Origin of the sequence: Methyloversatilis sp. XJ19-13 (assembly GCF_024580155.1) — a bacterium.
In the GTDB taxonomy this organism is placed as follows: Bacteria; Pseudomonadota; Gammaproteobacteria; order Burkholderiales; family Rhodocyclaceae; genus Methyloversatilis.
The window spans coordinates 22,777-41,243 of record NZ_JANINH010000019.1 but is presented as its reverse complement, the minus strand read 5'-3'; the positions used below and the strand labels follow the sequence as shown (position 1 = coordinate 41,243).

Here is an 18,467-nt window from a genome sequence, read left to right as displayed (position 1 = left end):
GGGCATCCGCCCAGGGCCCTACGGGTTGGTGTTTAGAAGGCTGCGCACTGCGTTGCGCTCCTCGTCGAGACGGCCAGTCTCGACAGCGTCGCGCGCCTTGTTCGCAGCCTTCTAAACGCCAACGCATTGGACAAACCGACCGAGAACAGCCCCCGGGACAACGAGGACTTCGTCAAGGCGATCAAGGCCACCGGTCGCAAGCAGCTCATCATCGCCGGCGTGGTCACCGAAGTGTGCGTCGCCTTCCCGGCGCTGTCGGCGATCGAGGAAGGGTTCGACGTATTCGTCGTCACCGACGCCTCCGGCACCTTCAACGACATCGCACGCCATTCCGCCTGGGACCGCATGTCGCAGGCCGGCGCGCAACTGATCAACTGGTTCGGCGTGGCCTGCGAACTGCACCGCGACTGGCGCAACGACGTCGAAGGCCTGGCCACGCTGCTGTCCAACCACATCCCCGACTACCGCAACCGGATGACCCGCTACGCGGCGCTGAAGGGCTGAAGGCAGTCCGGCGCAGGGACATGCTCCCGTGAGCCGTGCCGGCTGTGTGGCGCGGCCCTTGTGGGCGTTATCCCTATGAGGGCTGCTCCTGTGGGGAGTGCCCCTGTGGGGAGTGCCCCTGTGGGGAGTGCCCCTGTGGGGAGTGCCCCTGTGGGAGCGGCGGCCTCGCCGCGATTGATGCCGCGATGATCGTTGATCAACGCGCCGATCGCGGCGAGGCCGCCGCTCCCACAAGGCCGCCACACCAACAGGCTGCTGCTCCCACAGATGTCGCCCCCACCGGATCACCACGGGTGGATTCCGGCCGTGCTGTCGAAATCCACCGGACTGAGCGATCATCCCCCCGCCCCATCCTCGGCGAACCCGAAACCACCGCGATGCGAAAAACCGCCCCTTCGAAAGCGGAAACTGACCTGTTGCCCGTATTTCCCGGCGTGCCGCCGGACTGCATCCATGTGCCGGCGACGCCGGCTGCCTTTGCCGCGGCGGCGGCCGACATCCGCGCGGCGCGGCAGGTCGGCTTCGACACCGAGTCGAAACCCACCTTCAAGCCGGGCGAGGTGAGCAGCGGCCCGCATGTGGTGCAGTTCGCGCTGACCGATCGTGCGTACGTGTTCCAGCTGCATCATCGCGACTGCTGGCCGGTGCTGGCCGAGCTGCTGCATGACGAAGAGGTGCTGAAGATCGGCTTCGGCCTGTCGTCGGACCGCTCACAGGTGCTAGCCAAGCTGGGTGTGGTGCCGCGCGGACTGGTCGATCTGGACCGCGTGTTCCGCAAGCAGGGCTACAACAACTCGATCGGGGTGCGCGCGGCGGTCGGTGTGGTGCTGGGGCAGAACTTTCGCAAGTCGAAGTCGGTGACCACGTCGAACTGGTCGCTGCCGGTGCTCACGCCAGCACAGGTGCTGTACGCCGCGAACGACGCGTGGGCGGCGCTGAAGGTGTTCGAGGCGCTGGCGCTGCCGGCGGACGATCCGCGGGCCACCGGAGACTGACCGCGTCTGACGCTTCGTGCCCCGCAATCCGTGCCGCTGGCGGACCTCAGCCGCTCAAGGCGCCACGTCAAGCAAGGACCACCAGTCCTGTGCCGTGTGCAGTACGCGCACCAGCAGAACATCGTTCTCGCGCGGTAAATAGAAGATGAGGAAGTGGTCAAATTCGCGCACGCGCCATTTGCGCATGCCCGCGAGTGCCGGATTCAAGGTGTCGATCAAGGCACCGATTTCGGGCTGCTGCGCAAGCGTGGCGGTGCTTTCACGGACGCACCGCAGAAAACGGTCGGCCGTGGGCTCGCCCGCCTGCTCCGCGAGATAGACGAAGTGCGCGGTCAGATCGGCGCGAACCGACGAACTGCGCACGACCCGCTTCATGCGCGACGAACGGCCCTTGCCTTGAGCTGCGCAACGGCGGTCTCCCTGATGCTGCGCCAGTCGTCATCGGTAAGCGCCGCAGCCTCTCCTTCGAGCCCCTGCAGCAACAACGCTTCAAGCTTTTCCTGCGCATGCTGCCTTTCGTCCTCGCGAATCAGCGCACGGACGTATTCACTGACATTGCCATAGCGGCCGGACGCAATCTGTTGTTCGACAAATCGCTTCATTGGTTCGGGCAAGGAAATGTTCATGGTCTGCATGGCGTCTTCCTCCAGACTGAAGCATCGCGACCATGGCATCCATTGTCAATGGATGCCATGTGTGCCGTCGGCTGCGCCGACTTCGCAACGTTTACAGCACCGGCGCCAGCCAGCGCTTCATCACCGGTTCGGGCAGACCCTTGCGCGCCGCCAGATCGGCGACCTGGTCGGGGCCGACCTTGGTGATGGCAAAGTACTGCGCCTGCGGGTGCGCAAGGTAGAAGCCGCTGACCGCTGCGGTCGGAAACATCGCGTAGCTCTCGGTCAGCGACACGCCGATAGCCGCTTCGACGTCGAGCAGGCGGAACATGTCGCCCTTCTCGGTGTGGTCCGGGCAGGCCGGATAGCCAGGCGCCGGGCGGATACCCTGATACTTCTCGGCGATCAGCGCGGCATTGTCGAGCGCCTCGCCGGCGGCGTAGCCCCAGTGCACGCGGCGCACGCGTGCATGCAGCCATTCGGCGAAGGCTTCGGCCAGACGGTCGGCCAGCGACTTCAGCATGATGCTGCTGTAGTCGTCGTGGGTTTTCGCGAATTCGGCCAGCTTCGCTTCGATGCCGATGCCGGCGGTCACGACGAAGGCGCCCGCCCAGTCGGCCACGCGGCTGGCGCGCGGCGCGACGAAGTCGGACAGGCAGAAGTGCGGCTTGCCGGCCGGGCGTTCGTGCTGCTGGCGCAGGTTGTGCCACACCATCGCGGTGGTCTGACGCGTGTCGTCGGTATAGAACTCGATGTCGTCACCGTTGCTGTTGGCCGGCCACACGCCGAACACGGCGCGCGCGGTCAGCCACTTTTCGTCGATGATCCGCTGCAGCATGGCCTGCGCGTCGATGAGCAGCTTGCGCGCCTCGTCACCGACCACCGCGTCGTCGAGGATGGCCGGGTAGGGCCCCGACAGCTCCCAGGTCTGGAAGAACGGGCTCCAGTCGATGTAGTCGACCAGCGCCGCGAGGTCCTGGTCGACAATGACCTGACGGCCAGTCTTCGCGGGACGCACGGGCACGACCTCGCTGCCCCAGCCGCTGACATAGGCGTTGCCGCGCGCCTCGTTCAGCGACACCAGCTTCTGCCCCTTCTTGGCGGCGTGCTGTTCGCGGATCTTCACGTAGTCGGCGGCCACCTCGGCGGCAAAACCGGCGCGCTGATCTATCGACAGCAGGCTGGTCGCCACGCCGACCGCGCGCGAGGCGTCCGGCACGTACACGACCGGATGGTCGTAGAACGGTGCGATCTTGATCGCGGTGTGCGCGCGCGACGTGGTCGCGCCGCCGATCAGCAGCGGAATGTCGAAGCCTTCGCGCTTCATTTCCGACGCGACGTGGCTCATTTCCTCGAGCGAAGGCGTGATCAGGCCGGACAGGCCGATCACGTTCGCCTTGTGCTCGCGCGCGGCGGCGAGAATCTTCTCGCACGACACCATGACGCCGAGGTCGATCACGTCGTAGCCGTTGCAGCCCAGCACCACGCCGACGATGTTCTTGCCGATGTCGTGCACATCGCCCTTCACCGTCGCCATGACGACGCGACCCTTGGTTTCGCCGACCTTCTTCGACGCCTCGATGTAGGGCTGCAGATGCGCCACCGCCTGCTTCATCACGCGCGCCGACTTCACCACCTGCGGCAGGAACATCTTGCCGGCGCCGAACAGGTCGCCGACGTGGTTCATGCCGGCCATCAGCGGGCCTTCGATCACGGCCAGCGGCGGCTTGCCTTCGGCGGCCAGCCGCGCGCGTACCTCTTCGGTGTCCTCGACGACGAATTCGGTGATGCCCTTGACCAGCGCGTGCTCCAGCCGCTTGTCGACCGGCCACTCGCGCCAGGCCAGATCCTTCTCGTTCTCGCGCGCGGAACCCTTCACCGTGATGGCGAATTCGACCAGCGCCTCGCCGGCCCCTGGGCTGCGGTTGAGCACCACGTCCTCGACCTTGTCGCGCAGCGGCTGCGGAATGTCTTCATACACGCCGAGCTGGCCAGCGTTGACGATGCCCATCGACAGGCCGTTGCGGATCGCGTGATACAGGAACACCGTATGGATGGCTTCGCGCACCGGGTCGTTGCCGCGGAACGAAAAGCTCACATTCGACACGCCGCCCGAGGTCTTGGCGTACGGCAGGTTGTCGCGGATCCAGCCGACCGCCTCGATGTAATCGACCGCGTAGTTGTCGTGCTCGGCGATACCGGTGGCGATGGCGAATATGTTCGGGTCGAAGATGATGTCTTCCGGCGGAAAGCCAACCGTTTCGGTCAGCAGCGTGTAGGCGCGCTGGCAGATTTCGGTCTTGCGCGCCCAGGTGTCGGCCTGGCCCTTTTCATCGAAGGCCATGACGATGACCGCCGCGCCGTAACGGCGCGCCAGCTTGGCCTGACGCAGGAATTCGGCTTCGCCTTCCTTCATCGAGATCGAATTGATGACGCCCTTGCCCTGGATGCACTTAAGGCCGGCTTCGATGACCGTCCACTTCGACGAATCGAGCATGATGGGCACGCGCGAAATGTCGGGTTCGGAGGCGATCAGCTTCAGGAAGCGGTCCATCGCGGCGACCGAATCGAGCATCGCCTCGTCCATGTTGATGTCGATGACCTGGGCGCCGTTTTCGACCTGCTGGCGGGCGACTGCCAGCGCGTCGTCGAAGCGGCCTTCGAGAATCATGCGCGCGAAGGCCTTCGAGCCGGTGACGTTGGTGCGCTCGCCGACGTTCACAAACAGCGCGTCGGCGCCGACATTGAACGCCTCCAGCCCGGACAGGCGCAGCTTGCGTTCGATCTCCGGCACGCGGCGCGGCGCGATGCCTTCCATGGCTTCGGCGAACGCGCGGATGTGGTCCGGCGTGGTGCCGCAGCAGCCGCCGACGATGTTCAGGAAGCCGGATCTCGCCCATTCGGCGATGTGTTTCACCATGTCGGCCGGCGATTCGTCGTACTCGCCAAAGGCATTCGGCAGGCCGGCGTTCGGGTGGGCCGACACGTGGGTGTCGGCGATGCGCGACAGTTCTTCGACGTGCGGCCGCAATTCCTTCGGGCCGAGCGCGCAGTTGAAGCCGAACGAAATCGGGTTGGCATGGCGCAGCGAGTTCCAGAACGCCTCGCCGGTCTGGCCGGACAATGTGCGGCCGGACGCGTCGGTGATGGTGCCGGAAATCATGACCGGCCAGCGGCGGCCTTCTTCTTCGAAGAACTTCTCGACCGCGAAGATGGCGGCCTTGGCGTTCAGCGTGTCGAAGATGGTTTCGATCAGCAGCAGGTCGGCGCCGCCTTCGGTCAGACCGCGCGCGGAGGCGACGTAGTCGTCCACCAGCTGGTCGAAACTCACGTTGCGGTAGCCCGGGTCATTCACGTCGGGCGACAGCGAACAGGTGCGCGACGTCGGGCCGAGCACGCCGGCGACGAAGCGCGGCTTGTCCGGGTTTTTCGCGGTGTATTCGTCGCACACCTCGCGCGCCAGGCGGGCGCCGGTGAAGTTGATTTCATGCACCACCGACTCCAGGCCATATTCGGCCTGCGAAATCACGGTGGCGTTGAAGGTATTGGTTTCGATGATGTCCGCGCCGGCTTCCAGATAGGCGGCGTGGATGCCGCGGATCACGTCGGGCCGGGTCAGCAGCAGCAGGTCGTTGTTGCCCTTGAGGTCCTTCGGATGCACGGCGAAGCGCTCGCCCCGGTAGTCGGCCTCGACCAGTTTGTGCCGCTGCACCATGGTGCCCATCGCGCCATCCAGGATCAGGATGCGGCGGGTCATCAGGTCGTTCAGCAGGTCGGTGCAGTCGGGGCGAATCATCTGGGTCTCCGTGGTGCGGGGCGGTCGGCACTGCAGAGGGTCAAGGCAATGACGTCACGCCATCATGGCGGCACCAATGCAAAAACCCGTCGAACGCAGGAAGCGTACCGACGGGTCGGGACTCTCTTTGTAACGCGCCCGCAAGCTGTGGCTCACATCGGCGCGAGTGCGCACATTAGAAGTGTGCGCACACCAAGTCAAGCGTGCCTATCTCACATCGAGCGAAAGGATCCAGCCGACCAGCTTTTTCGCATCGGCTTCGCTGATGGCGACCTCGTTCGGCGGCATCGCCAGTCCACCGACCTTGCCCTTCCAGTGGCTGGAATACGGGCTGGAGCCGTGCATGACGATCTGCGTCAGCGTGGTCTGCGCATCCTTGACGCCGTAGTAGCGCGACGCGACGTCGCGCCACGGCGGGCCGACCGGAACACTGCCGTCGGCCTTGGCTGCGGGTTCCACGCTGTGACAGACGGTGCAGCCGCTGTTGGCGGCCAGCTTGAGCATGGCGGTATCTTTCGCCGGATCGGCCAGCGCAGGCGTACTGATCAGGCTGAGCGACACGAGGCCGGCAGCCAGTGCGGTGTGGACGATGTGCATGATGAAACTCCTGATGGTTGAAGGCTTCGGAACGATGCGTACACGCTACGACCGGCGCCTGACCGCGGGATTGATGCACATCAAACGGATGTTGCGCCGCAACAGCGGCGCGTGGTGAAACCGCCACTCAAGCCTTCGACAAGGCCTTCAAGGCCTGCCGGATTCCGTCCGACACGCCCACGCCCTCGGGCAGCGTGCGCAGCGCAGACTGCGCTTCGCGCTCGCTGTAGCCGAGCGCCATCAGCGCATTCAGGATGTCGGCGCCAGCGTCGGGTGCCACGGCGCTGGCCAGCGAGGCGGTCGGCAGCAGCTTGTCGCGCAGCTCCAGCAGCAGCCGTTCGGCAGTCTTCTTGCCGATGCCGGGGATCTTGGTCAGGCGCCCGGCTTCCTGCATGGCCACCACGCGCGCCAGTTCATCCACCGACATGCCGGACAGCACGGCCAGCGCCATGCGCGGCCCGATGCCGGTGATCTTCACCAGCTGGCGGAAGGCCGCCTGCTCGGCCGGCGACGCGAAGCCGAACAGGAAGTGACCGTCTTCGCGCACCACAAAGTGGGTATGCAGCGTCACCCGCTCACCGGCCGACGGCAGGTTGTAGAAGGTGCTCATCGGCACATCGACTTCATACCCCACGCCCTGCACGTCAAGCAGGATGCGCGGCGGGTTCTTCTCAAGCAGCGTGCCGGTGAGGCGACCGATCATGGGGACTCCGGAATCAGGGGTGACCGGGAGCGCTCTGCATGCCTGGCCGCAAGCGCGCGCGCCCCGTGAATGCCGCGATTGTAGGCGAGCGACCGCCCCGGGATGCGGCCTGAGAGGAAAGGCTGTGTGGGAGCTTGCTGTGGGAGCGGCGGCCTCGCCGCGATTCGCACTCTGCACAACGCTGGTCACAGCACTATCGCGGCGAGGCCGCCGCTCCCACAGGGGCCGCTTCCACAGGCCACCGCTCCCGGCAGCACCGATACCTGCGTCAGGCCGGACGACGCGCGATGATGCGGCCGCCGCGGCGGCGGCTGCCGGGGCCGGCCAGTGCGCCGATGCCGCGGGCGGCGTGCGCGTGGCAGATGGCGCAGGCCAGCGCGTCAGCGGCGTCGGTGCCTGGCGTGGCGGCCAGCGCAAGCAGGCGCGTCACCATGAACTGCACCTGTTCCTTGTTCGCCTTGCCGTGACCGACCACCGCCTGCTTCACCTGCAATGCGGTGTATTCGGCCACCGGCAGACCGCCTGCGGTCAGCGCCGACAGTGCCGCGCCGCGCGCCTGGCCGAGCAGCAGCGTCGATTGCGGATTGACGTTCACGAACACGATTTCGACCGCGGCGTGCGTCGGCTGCCAGGTGTCGACCACCTCGCGGATGCCTTCGAACAGCATGGCGATGCGCGACGGAAGCGGATCGCGTTCGTTCGACGTGATGCGGCCGCTGGCCACGTACTGCAACTTCGCGCCCACCGCTTCCAGCACGCCGAAACCGGTGATGCGCAGACCGGGGTCGATGCCGAGTATGCGCATCACTGCACCGGCGTCATGCCGGTGTTGATGCGTTCCAGCTGCTCGCGGATGCGCAGCGGGTCGTCGGAGCGCAGCAGCTTGAGCACGCGCGGAGCGACGTCGCCGCAGTCGCAGCGCAGCACTTCGCGCTTCACTTCCAGCAGCTGCGAGGGGTGCATCGAGAACTGGCGCAGCCCCATGCCGAGCAGCAGGCGGGCGAACTGTGGCTCGCCGGCCATTTCGCCGCACACCGCCACCGGCATGCCGGCGCGCTTGGCCTGCGCGATCACCTGCTGGATCAGCCGCAGCACCGCCGGATGCAGCGGATCATAAAGATGCGCCACCGCCTCGTCGGCACGGTCGATGGCCAGCGTGTACTGGATCAGGTCATTGGTGCCGATGGACAGGAAACTGAAGTGGTTCATCAGCGTGCCCAGTGCCAGCGCGGCGGCCGGAATTTCGACCATGGCGCCGACCGGCACGCGCTCGTCGAACTTGCGTCCGGCCTCGCGCAGCTGCTGGCGCGCCAGCGCGACCAGGGCGAGCGCCGATTCAATCTCGTGCTGGAACGCCACCATGGGCAGCATGATGCGCACGCTGCCGTAGTGCGAGGCGCGCAGGATGGCACGCAGTTGCGTGACGAACATGCGCGGTTCGGCCAGGCAATAGCGGATGGCACGCAGGCCCAGCGCCGGATTGGCTTCGCTGCGCTGTGCGCCGCGCAGCGCCTTGTCGGCGCCGATGTCCAGCGTGCGCAGCGTGACCGGCTTGCCCTTCATCGCCTGCACGACACTGCGATAGGCCTCGAACTGTTCGTCCTCGTCGGGCAGCGTGTCGCGGTTCAGGAACATGAATTCGGTGCGGAACAGGCCGATGCCGTCGGCGTCCACCTCGCGCACCTGCTCGACGTCCTGCGGCAGTTCGATGTTGGCGTACAGCTGCACCACCTCGCCGTCGAGCGTGCTCGCAACACCGCCGACCAGGCGCTTCAGCTTCGAGCGCTCGATCTCGATCTCGCGCGCGCGCAGCCGGTACTCGTCGAGGATGTTGTCGTCCGGATTGATGATCAGTACGCCGCGCAGGCCATCGACGATGAGCATGTCGTCGTCCTGGATCAGCGTGCGTGCCTGATGCATGCCGACCAGCGCCGGAATGGCCAGACTGCGCGCGACGATGGCGGTGTGCGAGGTGGCGCCGCCGAGATCGGTCACGAAGGCGGCAATGCGCTGTGCCTTGAACTGGATGGTGTCGGCCGGAGACAGGTCATGCGCGACGACGATGCTGTCGGTGTCGCGCCGGCGTGTGCTCATGCGGTTGCGCTTGCCGGCCAGCACCTTGAGCACGCGCTCGACCACCTGCACCACGTCGGCGCTGCGGCTGCGCAGGTAGGCGTCGTCGATCTGGTCGAACTGTTCGACCAGTCGGTCCATCTGCCGCTTGATCGCCCACTCGGCGTTGCAGCGGCGCGTGCGCATGAATTCGCGCGCCTCGTCGAGCAGCATCGGGTCGTCGAGAATCATGCTGTGCAGATCGACGAAGGCAAGCAGTTCGCCCAGCGCTTCGGAGCTGTCGGTGACCAGCCCGCTGCGCAGCTCGGCCAGCTCGGTGCGCACCGTGTCGAAGGCGCGCGACAGGCGGAGGATTTCGTCCTCGATCTTGCGCGGGGCCACGGCGTAGTGCGCCACCTCGAGCGTGGCGTGCGACACGAGGTAGGCATGGCCGATCGCGATGCCGCCCGACACCGCGAGACCGTGCAACGTAAAGGTCACGTTACTCGCCTTCGCCAAAACGGTCTTCGATCAGCGCGACCAGCCCGGCCATCGCCGCGTCGGCATCGCTGCCTTCGGTATCGATGGTGATCGTGCTGCCCTTGCCGGCGGCCAGCATCATCACGCCCATGATGCTCTTGGCGTTGATGCGGCGGCCGTTGCGCTCCAGCCAGACTTCGCACTGATGACGGCTGGCCAGCTGGGTCAGCTTGGCCGAGGCGCGCGCATGCAGGCCCAGCTTGTTGATGATGGTGATGTCACGTCTTGGCATCGCGCGTCGTCCTCATGGCCATCACTCCGTCGCGACCGCCGCTCACTGCCCGGTTCACCAGACCGTGCAGCGTTTCGCGTTCGCGGTAGGTCAGCGTACGCAGCAGCATCGGCAGATTCAGGCCGGCCACCGCCTCGATCCGCCCCGGCTCGCACAGTTTCTGCGCGAGGTTGGACGGCGTGGCGCCGAACACATCGGTCAGCAGCAGCACGCCGTCGCCGGTGTCGACGACCGACAGCCACTTGCGGGCCAGCGGCAGCAGGTCGAGCGGGTCGTCCTGACCCGAAACGCCCAGCTGCGCCATCTGCACCGGCCGGGTGTTGAGAACGTGGCAGGCGCACTGGATCAGCGATTCGCCGTAACTGCTGTGGGTGATCAGAAACAACCCGATCATGGAAATCCTCCGTAGGCGAGCCCGCATTCTAGGGTCTGTTGGCCCCAAATCGCAGATCGCTCGACATCTTCCACGGGCCGGCCCGGTCGGATGATGCCGGCGGGCACTGCCTCCGGATCCAGAGCAACAGCCGCAGACGACCCTCTGGAGCAGTCCTGTGGGAGCGGCGGCCTCGCCGCGATCGTGCCGCGACCATCGTTGTGCAGCGTGCGAATCGCGGCGAGGCCGCCGCTCCCACAGGGCCGCCGCGCTCACAGACCGCCGCTCCCGAGACCCGACCGACGGCTCAGAACGTCGCGCAGCGCTCGCACGGCACCTGGAACACCGCGCGGTCGTCGAGCCGCAGCGCGGTGAGCGCGCCGCCCCACAGACAGCCGGAATCGAGTGCGATGACGTGATCGGCGGTGCGATAGCCGAGCGCCGACCAGTGGCCGCACACCACCGTATGGCTGCGCCAGCGCGCGGCCGCGTTGTCGAACCACGGCAGATAGCCATCCGGCGGCTCCTCGGGTGCGCCCTTGCTGTGGAATTCCATGCGACCGTCAGGCGTGCAGAAGCGCATGCGGGTGAGCGCATTGACGACGATGCGCAGGCGGTCCCATCCGTGCAGGTCGTCGCGCCACTGAGCCGGTTCGCTGCCCCACATGCGCTGCATGAATTCGACCGATTGCGGTCCGCGCAGCGCCGCCTCGACCTCGTGCGCCAGCGCCAGCGCCTGCGCGATGTCCCACTGCGGCAACAGGCCGGCGTGCACCATGGCGTAGTCGCCCTCGACGTGCATCATCGGGCGCTGGCGCAGCCAGTCGATCAACTCGTCGCCATCGGGTGCGTCGAGCACGTGGTGAAAGGTGTCGAGACGGTGCCGTTTGCCCTGGCCGGCCGCGATCATCAGCAGCGACAGGTCGTGGTTGCCGAGCACCGTGACGGCAGCGTCGCCCAGATCGCGCACGAAGCGCAGCGTTTCGAGCGATTTCGGGCCACGATTGACCAGATCGCCGACAAACCACAGGCGATCGTGCCTGCGATCGAAGCCGCAATGTTCAAGCAGTGCTTCGAGTGGATCGAAACAGCCCTGCAGATCGCCGATCGCGTAGGTGCTCATGCCTGCTGACTGTCCGGTCCGGCTGCCGCGGGCGCCAGCATCACCGGCTGCGGTGCGTCGTTCTGCGGTTTGTATTCGGTGACCCACTGCGCCAGCTCGCTGCGCAGCGCCACCGGATCGACGGGCAGTGCACCGGACAGCCAGCGTTCGAGACGGGCCAGCCACAGCGTGTCATCGATCACCCGGGCACGCGCAATGCGTACCTTGGGGTGATGGGTCGGCCGTGTGGTTTCGTCGCTGGCCAACAGCTCCTCGAACAGCTTTTCGCCCGGCCGCAAGCCGGTGAATTCGATCTTCACTTCGTCTTCCGACGCACCGGACAGGCGGATCATGTCGCGCGCCAGATCGGCGATGCGCACCGGCTCGCCCATGTCGAGCACGAAGATTTCGCCGCCCTCGCCCATCAGCGCCGCCTGCAGCACCAGCTGCGCCGCCTCGGGGATGGACATGAAATAACGGATGATGTCCGGATGGGTCACGGTAACCGGCCCGCCGCGCGCAATCTGTTCCTGGAACTTCGGGATGACGCTGCCGGCACTGCCCAGCACGTTGCCGAAGCGCACCGTGCTGAAGGCGGTCGTGCCGCCGCGCGCAGCCAGCGCCTGGCAGGCCATTTCGGCCAGCCGCTTGGTGGCTCCCATCACGTTCACCGGGTTTACCGCCTTGTCGGTCGACACCAGCACGAAGCGCGGTACGCCGCAAGCCTGCGCCGCGCGCGCCGCCGCCAGTGTGCCGCCGACATTGTTGCGAACGGCCTCGGCCGCATTGGCGCCTTCCATCAGCGGCACGTGCTTGTAGGCGGCGGCATGGAACACGACGACCGGGCGGTATTGCTGCATCGCCGCAGTCAGGCGCGTCTCGTCGCGCACGTCGCCGATCACCGGCTCGATGCGCTGCTGCGGAAACACCTCGGCGAATTCTTCCACCAGGTTGTAGAGGAAGAATTCGCCGCGTTCGAACGCCACGATGGCCGACGGCGAAAAACGCGCAATCTGCCGGCACAGTTCGGAGCCGATCGAGCCGCCGGCGCCTGTCACCATGACCACCTGACCTTCGATCAGCTGACGCAGGCGCGGCGCGTCGATCTTGACCGGATCGCGCCCGAGCAGGTCTTCCACCTCGACCTCGCGTACGGCGGCGACCGACACCTTTCCGCTGATCAGGTCATCGAAGGACGGCACGGTCATCGGCTTCACGCCGGCCCGCACGCACGTGTTGGCGGCATCGCGCCGCGCCTCGTGCGAAGCGTTCGGCATGGCGATGATGGCGTGCGACACCTTCATTTCGCGCGCCAGCCGTTCAAGCTCGCGCACCGGTCCGAGCACGCGCAAGCCGTACAGCGTGCGGTCGTGCTTCTTCGCGTTGTCGTCGAGCAGGCCGACCACGCGCCACTGGCCCGAGCGGCTGATGTCCGGCAGCAGCCGCGCCGCCGTCTCGCCGGCACCCAGCACGAGCACCGGTTTGCCCTTGGCCATCAGCGCGCCGAATTCGCGATGCTCGCGCCAGGCGCGGTATGCAAAGCGCACTCCACCCATCAGGATGATCAGCAGGATGGGGTCCAGCACGTAGACCGAACGCGGCACGACGACCGACATGCCGAGCAGCACGATCAGTGGCGCGCACAGCGCCGCCGCGGCGACCGAACGCACCAGCTGCTGCAGGTCAGGCAGGCTGGCGAAGCGCCAGATGCCCTGGTAGAGCCCGATCAGCCGGAACACCAGCGCCTGCGCCCCGACGACCCACGGAAGCGTGACCCACAGCGAGCGGACGAAATCTTCCGGGATGGAAAAGTTGAAGCGCAGCAGGAAGGACAGATACCAGGCGGCGCCGGCAAGCACGATGTCGCACAGGAATACAACCGTGGAACGGGAAAGCAATTTCATCACTGACCCTCCGTCAGCTTCGATTCGAACGACCGCCAGCGCTTGTCGATACGCCGCCCCATGGCGCCGAACAGCAGGCACCACGCGACAAGCAACCAGATCGTGCGGGCCGGCGACAGCATCTGCATGATCACGGTCGAGGCGGCGCAACCCACCATCGCCGCGACATACAGTCGGGCCGTGCCCGAATGTCCCAGGCCCATGCGCACCAGCCGCTGATAGTAATGCGTCCGGTGCGCCTGCCACACGCGCTCGCCGCGCAGCAGCCGGCGCACCAGCGTTGCCGATGCATCCGCGACGAACACGAGGAAGAGCATCGCGGGCGCAAAAAGATCCCACAATCCGCGTTCCACGCCGATGAGGCCGATCGCGGCCGCCATGAAACCGAGCGGAATCGAGCCGGCATCCCCCATGAACACCTTTGCCGGATGGACATTGCGCAGCAGGAACGCAAGCGCGGCGCCGGCAATCACGAGGCAGACCGACATCAGCTGCAGGTCGCCACCCAGTGCCGCAAGCAGCGCGTAGCCAGCGAAGCCGATCAGCGCCATGCTGCCGGCCAGCCCGTCGGAGCCATCCATGAAGTTGTACAGATTGGTCATCCAGACCATTGCAAAGACCGTTGGCAGCAGCCACCAGGTGATGCCCATCAACGATGCGGCGAAGGCAGCGGCCACGCCGATCTGCACCGCAAAGCGTGGTACGGCAGGCAGGGTGACGAAGTCGTCGATCAGCGACACGGCGGCCAGCACCGGCACCGGCCAGAGCCAGCCGGCCCAGGACTGGCCGGCCAGGGGCAGGGCCAGCGCACCCCCGATCAGGATGGCCAGACCACCGAAACGCGGAACGGGCTGCGTGTGCAGCGAGCGCTCGTTCGGTCTATCCATCGGAAGCAGGTGGCGGGCGCGCATCAGCAACAGTTGCAGCACGATGGCAGTCATGCCGAAGGCGGTCAGGGCGGGCAGGACTGATTCGATGGACATTGAGGACTGCAAGGCTGTGCGGATGATCCGCCGGACATATTATCAAGCATGGGCGCTCATTCTCGCGGATTACCGGCTGCGGCGGGCGCGAGCGGATCGGCTTCAGAGCAGTTCGCGATAGATCGAAATCGTTTGTTCGGACGACAGCGCCGCCGAGTACTCACGTTCGGCGATCCGGCGTCCGGTCTGCCCCATGCGCCATCGCAGCGACCGATCGGCGATCAGCGTCGCCAGCTTGTCGGCCAGATCGCGGGCATCGCGCACCCGCACGAGCAGGCCGTTCTCACCGTCGCGCACGACCTCGCGACAGCCGGGCACATCCGTGGTGACGATGGGACGCGCCGCGGCGCAGGCCTCCAGCAGCGCCTTGGGCAGACCTTCACGGTAGGACGGCAGGCAGACGATGTGGGCCGACGCCAGCATGGCCGGCATGTCGGTGCAGTGCCCGCTCCAGCTCACCAGGCCGGCGTGCTCCCAGGCCCGCAACTGTTCGGCCTTCAGGGCAGCCGGGTTGTCGGCGTCGATGCCGCCGACCAGCACGAAATCGGCGTCGATGCCGCGGGCGTGCAGCAGGCGGGCGGCCTCGACGAATTCATTGACGCCCTTGTCAACCAGCATGCGTGCCGGCAGCACGATCCTGACGCGACCATCCGGCTCGGGCGCACGACTGTAGGCATCGAGATCGACGCCGACACCCGGGACGAAACGGATGCTCCGCTCGGGTGCCAGACCCTCCCGGGTGAACATGCGCACATCATCCTGATTCTGAAGGATGAGGCGGCTGCCCGGCACGGCCAGCACACTGCGCAGCACGGCGCGCACGAAGGGCTTGAGCAGGCGTGCGGTCAGCGTCGATGAAGAAAACACGAAGCCCAGACCGGGCAGCGCGTTGACCACATGCTTCATGCCTGTCAGTCGGGCAGCCAGCCCGCCGTAGATCACGGGCTTGAGCGCAACGTGGTGTACGACGTCGGGCCTGAGCTGTCGGTACAGCCGTACGATATGCATCAGCAGCGTGAGGTCGCTGAACGGGTTCAGGCTGCCGCGCTCGAACGGCACGTGGTGCACTTCGAGGCCAAGGCTGCGCAGGTAGTCGGCGCGATCGCCGGTACGGGCGAGCACCAACACGTGCATGCCTTGATCCATCGCGGCGAGCGCCAGCGGCAGCCGGTGCGAAATGAGCGCCCAGTCCTCGGTCACCAGAAACAGGAGCTTCTTTCCGGCGAGCGACACCGGCGCCTTACCGCTTGCCATGCCAGTGCTCCAGCCAGGACTGGAACATCAGCGCGTTCCAGATCGAATACTCCCAGTTGCGCCGGCCGGACAGATGCTCCTCCCAGCGGGCGCGCACCAGATCGGCCGCAAAATAACCGTCGGCGCGCAGGCGCTGCGGGTCGAGCAGCGCATCCGCCCAGGCTCGCAGCGGACCACGCAGCCATTCGCCGATCGGAATGCCGAACCCCATCTTCGGCCGGTCGGTCAGCGCGGTCGGCACGTGGCGCGCCAGCACTTCGCGCAGCACGCGCTTGCCCACGCCACCCGATGCGCGCGCGCTGTCCGGCAGGCGCCACGCGAATTCAAGGATGCGGTGGTCGAGCATCGGTACGCGCGATTCCAGACTGACCGCCATCGACGCGCGGTCGACCTTGACCAGGATGTCATCCGGCAGATAGCTCACGGTGTCCGCATACATCATCGCGTCGACGAAACGGTCGTTGCCACCGAAGCTCTCCCAGCCGGCATCGGCGGCCATCGCGTCCGGCGGCTCGACGCCGGGGCAGATGTCCCATTCCCAGAAGCGTACCAGTCGGTCGTACAGCGCACGCGGCTCGACCAGCGCCAGCACTTCGGCCAGCTTGTGCAGCTTGTCGCCCGGATTGGCGTAGTTGTAGCGGGCCGGCAGCAGGCCCATGAAGGGCTTGAGCAGCTTCGACCAGGTGACCGGCCGCAGCAGACGGATCATCGTTGCGGCCTGCGCCCGCACCGGCGTCGGCAGACCGGACAGCCTGCGCCACAGCGCCTGCGCGATGAAGTAGCGGTTGTAGCCGCCGAACAGCTCGTCACCGCCGTCGCCCGACAGGCTTACCGTGACATGTCCGCGCGCCAGCTTCGACACCAGATAGGTCGGGATCTGCGACGAATCTCCGAACGGCTCGTCGTACAGCTGCGGCAGCAGCGGAATGACCGCGCGCGCCTCGTCGGCCGTCACGTACTGTTCGGTGTGCTGCGTGCCCAGATGGCGCGCCACGGCCGCTGCGTGCTGCGCCTCGTCGTACCCCTCTTCGTTGAAACCGATGCTGAAGGTGCGCACCGGCGCGCCACCCAGCTTCTGCATCAGCGCCACCACGGTCGACGAATCGATGCCGCCCGACAGGAAGGCGCCGAGCGGCACGTCGGCCATGCTCTGCAGACGGATCGTGTCGCCGAGCAGCTGCTCCAGCGTGTCTGCCGCGTCCTGCAGCGAACCGGAAAACGGCTGTGCGCGCGCCGCCTCGATGGCGGACAGCGCATGCCAGTAGCGCCCCATCACCGGCTCGGCGTCGACCGCGTCATAGCGCACCATCGCGCCCGGCTCCAGCTTGCGGATGCCGCGATAGATCGACCACGGTGCCGGCACGCAGGCGTAGCGCATGAACAGCGATACCGCCTGGCGGTCGATTTCGGGCGACCAGCCGGGCAGCGCGCCGAACGCCTTCAATTCGGACGCGAACACCAGATCGCCATTGCCCGCACGACCGTAGTAGAGCGGCTTCTCGCCGAGCCGGTCGCGTGCCAGCTGCAGCACGCGCGCCTGGCGGTCCCACAGCGCCAGCGCAAACATGCCGACGCAGCGCTGCAGCGTGGCTGCGAAGCCCCACTCGGCAAACGCCTCGAGCAGCGTTTCGGTGTCGGAATGGCCGCGCCACGGCGTGGCCCCGCCGCGCTGCGCATCCAGCGCGTCGCGCAGCGCGGCGTGATTGTAGATTTCCCCGTTGAAGGCGATCACGTAACGGCCGCAGCGCGACTGCATCGGCTGATGGCCCGCTGGCGACAGGTCGACGATGGCCAGCCGCCGGTGCGCCAGGCCCAGTCCGGTCCCGCTGTCGATCCACGTACCGCCGTCATCCGGACCGCGATGCAGCATGGTCGCCGCCATGGCCTCCAACACAGCTTCAGCGGGGTCGGCGCGCGGCGACCACAGTCCTGCAATTGCACACATGGGTGTCTTTCAGTTCCGCGCGGCGCGAAGCTGCGCCGATAGTCTTGTCCATTCGTCGCGCAGGGTATCCGGGATCGTACCGACGCGGCGACGGATAACGTCCCGATCGCGGCGAAAGGCCATGGCCAGCAGATCGCGCACGGCCGCTGCCGCGTGCAGCATCGTCGACACGACGGCGTCCACCGGCGAGCCGTGCGCCCACACCGCACGCAGGAAGTGGTAGCGCCCGAGCAGCGTCTTGCGCACCGACAGCTGCGCGTAGCGGTAGGCCAGCAGCGGCTGCCCGATCGCCGCGAACCGGCTGCTGCGGAAAGTGCAGTAGAGCAGATGCTGGTCCTGCGCCTTGACGGCCTTCTCGTCATACGGATGCGCACGGAACCACTCCGCCCGGCCCATCCAGGTCGGATGCGGCATCGGAAAATGCAGCGCCGCACGATGCACGAGCTGGTCATGCCCGGTCGGGCTGAGCGCCACGCCGATCGGCGCGTCGGCGTCATCGATCATGAGCACCGACGCCGCCAGCAGATCGACGTCCGGATGTGCGTCAAGGTAGTCGGCCTGCACGCGCAGGCGCTGCGGCAGCGCGATGTCGTCGGCGTCCATGCGCGCGATGTAGCGGCCGCGCGCCAGTCGCACGCCCTCGTTCAGCCGGGTGGCCAGCCCGGCGCTGTGCGCGTGCCGGATCAGGCGGATGCGCGGGTCGGCCAGCAGGCGCGGCATTTCGGCGCCCGCGTCACGCGAGCCGTCGTCGATGGCGATCAGTTCCCAGTCTTCTTCGGTCTGCCACTGCAGCGACGCCACGGCGTCATCCAGTCCGCTGCCGCCATCGCGGAAGGACAGCACGACGCTGATGCGCGGCGCTGCTTCTGACAC

General features: G+C 66.8%; 17 protein-coding genes. 2 read left to right on the top strand and 15 right to left on the bottom strand.

The features are described from left to right. Positions 1-126 precede the first annotated feature (126 nt). Together NMQ14_RS17560 and NMQ14_RS17555 are read left to right on the top strand one after the other, a co-directional pair. Positions 127-504, top strand: coding sequence for an isochorismatase family protein (locus NMQ14_RS17560; protein WP_373457206.1), 378 nt, complete (start codon positions 127-129; stop codon positions 502-504). 416 nt (positions 505-920) lie between these two features. Then, entirely contained in the window at positions 921-1,499 is a 579-nt protein-coding gene (locus NMQ14_RS17555; RefSeq protein WP_257098171.1) for a 3'-5' exonuclease, read from the top strand. A 54-nt stretch (positions 1,500-1,553) separates the two neighbouring features. Here NMQ14_RS17555 and NMQ14_RS17550 read toward each other — a convergent pair whose 3' ends face one another. From NMQ14_RS17550 to NMQ14_RS17480, 15 genes are all read right to left on the bottom strand, one after another. Beyond that, a complete protein-coding gene (locus NMQ14_RS17550; protein WP_257098170.1) occupies positions 1,554-1,874 on the bottom strand; it encodes a type II toxin-antitoxin system RelE/ParE family toxin in 321 nt (106 codons plus the stop codon). Next, positions 1,871-2,134, bottom strand: a complete 264-nt coding sequence (locus tag NMQ14_RS17545) for a type II toxin-antitoxin system ParD family antitoxin (protein WP_257098169.1) — start codon at positions 2,132-2,134, stop codon at positions 1,871-1,873. Before NMQ14_RS17545 ends, NMQ14_RS17550 begins: the two co-directional genes overlap by 4 nt. Before the next feature lie 91 nt (positions 2,135-2,225). Next, positions 2,226-5,909: a methionine synthase gene (gene metH / locus NMQ14_RS17540; protein ID WP_257098168.1), complete on the bottom strand. Its 3,684-nt coding sequence runs from the start codon at positions 5,907-5,909 to the stop codon at positions 2,226-2,228. 207 nt (positions 5,910-6,116) lie between these two features. After that, positions 6,117-6,506, bottom strand: a complete 390-nt coding sequence (locus NMQ14_RS17535; protein ID WP_257098167.1) for a c-type cytochrome — start codon at positions 6,504-6,506, stop codon at positions 6,117-6,119. Between the two features lie 127 nt (positions 6,507-6,633). After that, positions 6,634-7,209 (bottom strand): Holliday junction branch migration protein RuvA, encoded by a 576-nt coding sequence (ruvA, locus tag NMQ14_RS17530; protein ID WP_257098166.1) that lies wholly within the window; start codon positions 7,207-7,209, stop codon positions 6,634-6,636. 268 nt (positions 7,210-7,477) lie between these two features. After that, positions 7,478-8,014, bottom strand: a complete 537-nt coding sequence (ruvC, locus tag NMQ14_RS17525; protein WP_257098165.1) for a crossover junction endodeoxyribonuclease RuvC — start codon at positions 8,012-8,014, stop codon at positions 7,478-7,480. Then, complete coding sequence (gene ptsP, locus NMQ14_RS17520; protein WP_257098164.1) at positions 8,014-9,762, bottom strand: phosphoenolpyruvate--protein phosphotransferase; 1,749 nt, start codon at positions 9,760-9,762, stop codon at positions 8,014-8,016. The genes ruvC and ptsP overlap by 1 nt, the downstream gene beginning before the upstream one ends. 1 nt (position 9,763) lies before the next feature. Continuing rightward, positions 9,764-10,033, bottom strand: coding sequence for an HPr family phosphocarrier protein (locus tag NMQ14_RS17515; protein WP_069039008.1), 270 nt, complete (start codon positions 10,031-10,033; stop codon positions 9,764-9,766). After that, positions 10,020-10,427: a PTS sugar transporter subunit IIA gene (locus NMQ14_RS17510; RefSeq protein WP_257098163.1), complete on the bottom strand. Its 408-nt coding sequence runs from the start codon at positions 10,425-10,427 to the stop codon at positions 10,020-10,022. The genes NMQ14_RS17515 and NMQ14_RS17510 overlap by 14 nt, the downstream gene beginning before the upstream one ends. A gap of 286 nt (positions 10,428-10,713) precedes the next feature. Further along, positions 10,714-11,529 carry a symmetrical bis(5'-nucleosyl)-tetraphosphatase gene (locus NMQ14_RS17505; RefSeq protein ID WP_257098162.1) on the bottom strand — a complete coding sequence of 272 codons (816 nt, stop codon included), beginning with the start codon at positions 11,527-11,529 and terminating at the stop codon, positions 10,714-10,716. After that, positions 11,526-13,412 carry a nucleoside-diphosphate sugar epimerase/dehydratase gene (locus tag NMQ14_RS17500; protein WP_257098161.1) on the bottom strand — a complete coding sequence of 629 codons (1,887 nt, stop codon included), beginning with the start codon at positions 13,410-13,412 and terminating at the stop codon, positions 11,526-11,528. Before NMQ14_RS17500 ends, NMQ14_RS17505 begins: the two co-directional genes overlap by 4 nt. Then, positions 13,412-14,395, bottom strand: a complete 984-nt coding sequence (locus NMQ14_RS17495) for a glycosyltransferase family 4 protein (RefSeq protein WP_257098160.1) — start codon at positions 14,393-14,395, stop codon at positions 13,412-13,414. The genes NMQ14_RS17500 and NMQ14_RS17495 overlap by 1 nt, the downstream gene beginning before the upstream one ends. A 102-nt stretch (positions 14,396-14,497) precedes the next feature. Continuing rightward, the gene (locus NMQ14_RS17490; protein ID WP_257098159.1) at positions 14,498-15,649 is read right to left on the bottom strand and encodes a glycosyltransferase family 4 protein; all 1,152 of its coding nucleotides are present in this window, start codon (positions 15,647-15,649) and stop codon (positions 14,498-14,500) included. Beyond that, positions 15,636-17,594 (bottom strand): asparagine synthase (glutamine-hydrolyzing), encoded by a 1,959-nt coding sequence (gene asnB, locus NMQ14_RS17485; protein WP_257098158.1) that lies wholly within the window; start codon positions 17,592-17,594, stop codon positions 15,636-15,638. Before asnB ends, NMQ14_RS17490 begins: the two co-directional genes overlap by 14 nt. A gap of 9 nt (positions 17,595-17,603) precedes the next feature. Next, complete coding sequence (locus tag NMQ14_RS17480) at positions 17,604-18,467, bottom strand: glycosyltransferase family 2 protein (protein WP_257098157.1); 864 nt, start codon at positions 18,465-18,467, stop codon at positions 17,604-17,606.

What these genes read in the sequence shown, in the direction of transcription:
- NMQ14_RS17550 (WP_257098170.1), bottom strand. Translation starts at nt 1,874, where the DNA reads ATGAAGCGGGTCGTGCGCAGTTCGTCGGTTCGCGCCGATCTGACCGCG.
- NMQ14_RS17545 (WP_257098169.1), bottom strand. Translation starts at nt 2,134, where the DNA reads ATGCAGACCATGAACATTTCCTTGCCCGAACCAATGAAGCGATTTGTC.
- metH (WP_257098168.1), bottom strand. Translation starts at nt 5,909, where the DNA reads ATGATTCGCCCCGACTGCACCGACCTGCTGAACGACCTGATGACCCGC.
- NMQ14_RS17535 (WP_257098167.1), bottom strand. Translation starts at nt 6,506, where the DNA reads ATGCACATCGTCCACACCGCACTGGCTGCCGGCCTCGTGTCGCTCAGC.
- ruvA (WP_257098166.1), bottom strand. Translation starts at nt 7,209, where the DNA reads ATGATCGGTCGCCTCACCGGCACGCTGCTTGAGAAGAACCCGCCGCGC.
- ruvC (WP_257098165.1), bottom strand. Translation starts at nt 8,014, where the DNA reads ATGCGCATACTCGGCATCGACCCCGGTCTGCGCATCACCGGTTTCGGC.
- NMQ14_RS17515 (WP_069039008.1), bottom strand. Translation starts at nt 10,033, where the DNA reads ATGCCAAGACGTGACATCACCATCATCAACAAGCTGGGCCTGCATGCG.
- NMQ14_RS17510 (WP_257098163.1), bottom strand. Translation starts at nt 10,427, where the DNA reads ATGATCGGGTTGTTTCTGATCACCCACAGCAGTTACGGCGAATCGCTG.
- NMQ14_RS17505 (WP_257098162.1), bottom strand. Translation starts at nt 11,529, where the DNA reads ATGAGCACCTACGCGATCGGCGATCTGCAGGGCTGTTTCGATCCACTC.
- NMQ14_RS17500 (WP_257098161.1), bottom strand. Translation starts at nt 13,412, where the DNA reads ATGAAATTGCTTTCCCGTTCCACGGTTGTATTCCTGTGCGACATCGTG.
- NMQ14_RS17495 (WP_257098160.1), bottom strand. Translation starts at nt 14,395, where the DNA reads ATGTCCATCGAATCAGTCCTGCCCGCCCTGACCGCCTTCGGCATGACT.
- NMQ14_RS17490 (WP_257098159.1), bottom strand. Translation starts at nt 15,649, where the DNA reads ATGGCAAGCGGTAAGGCGCCGGTGTCGCTCGCCGGAAAGAAGCTCCTG.
- asnB (WP_257098158.1), bottom strand. Translation starts at nt 17,594, where the DNA reads ATGTGTGCAATTGCAGGACTGTGGTCGCCGCGCGCCGACCCCGCTGAA.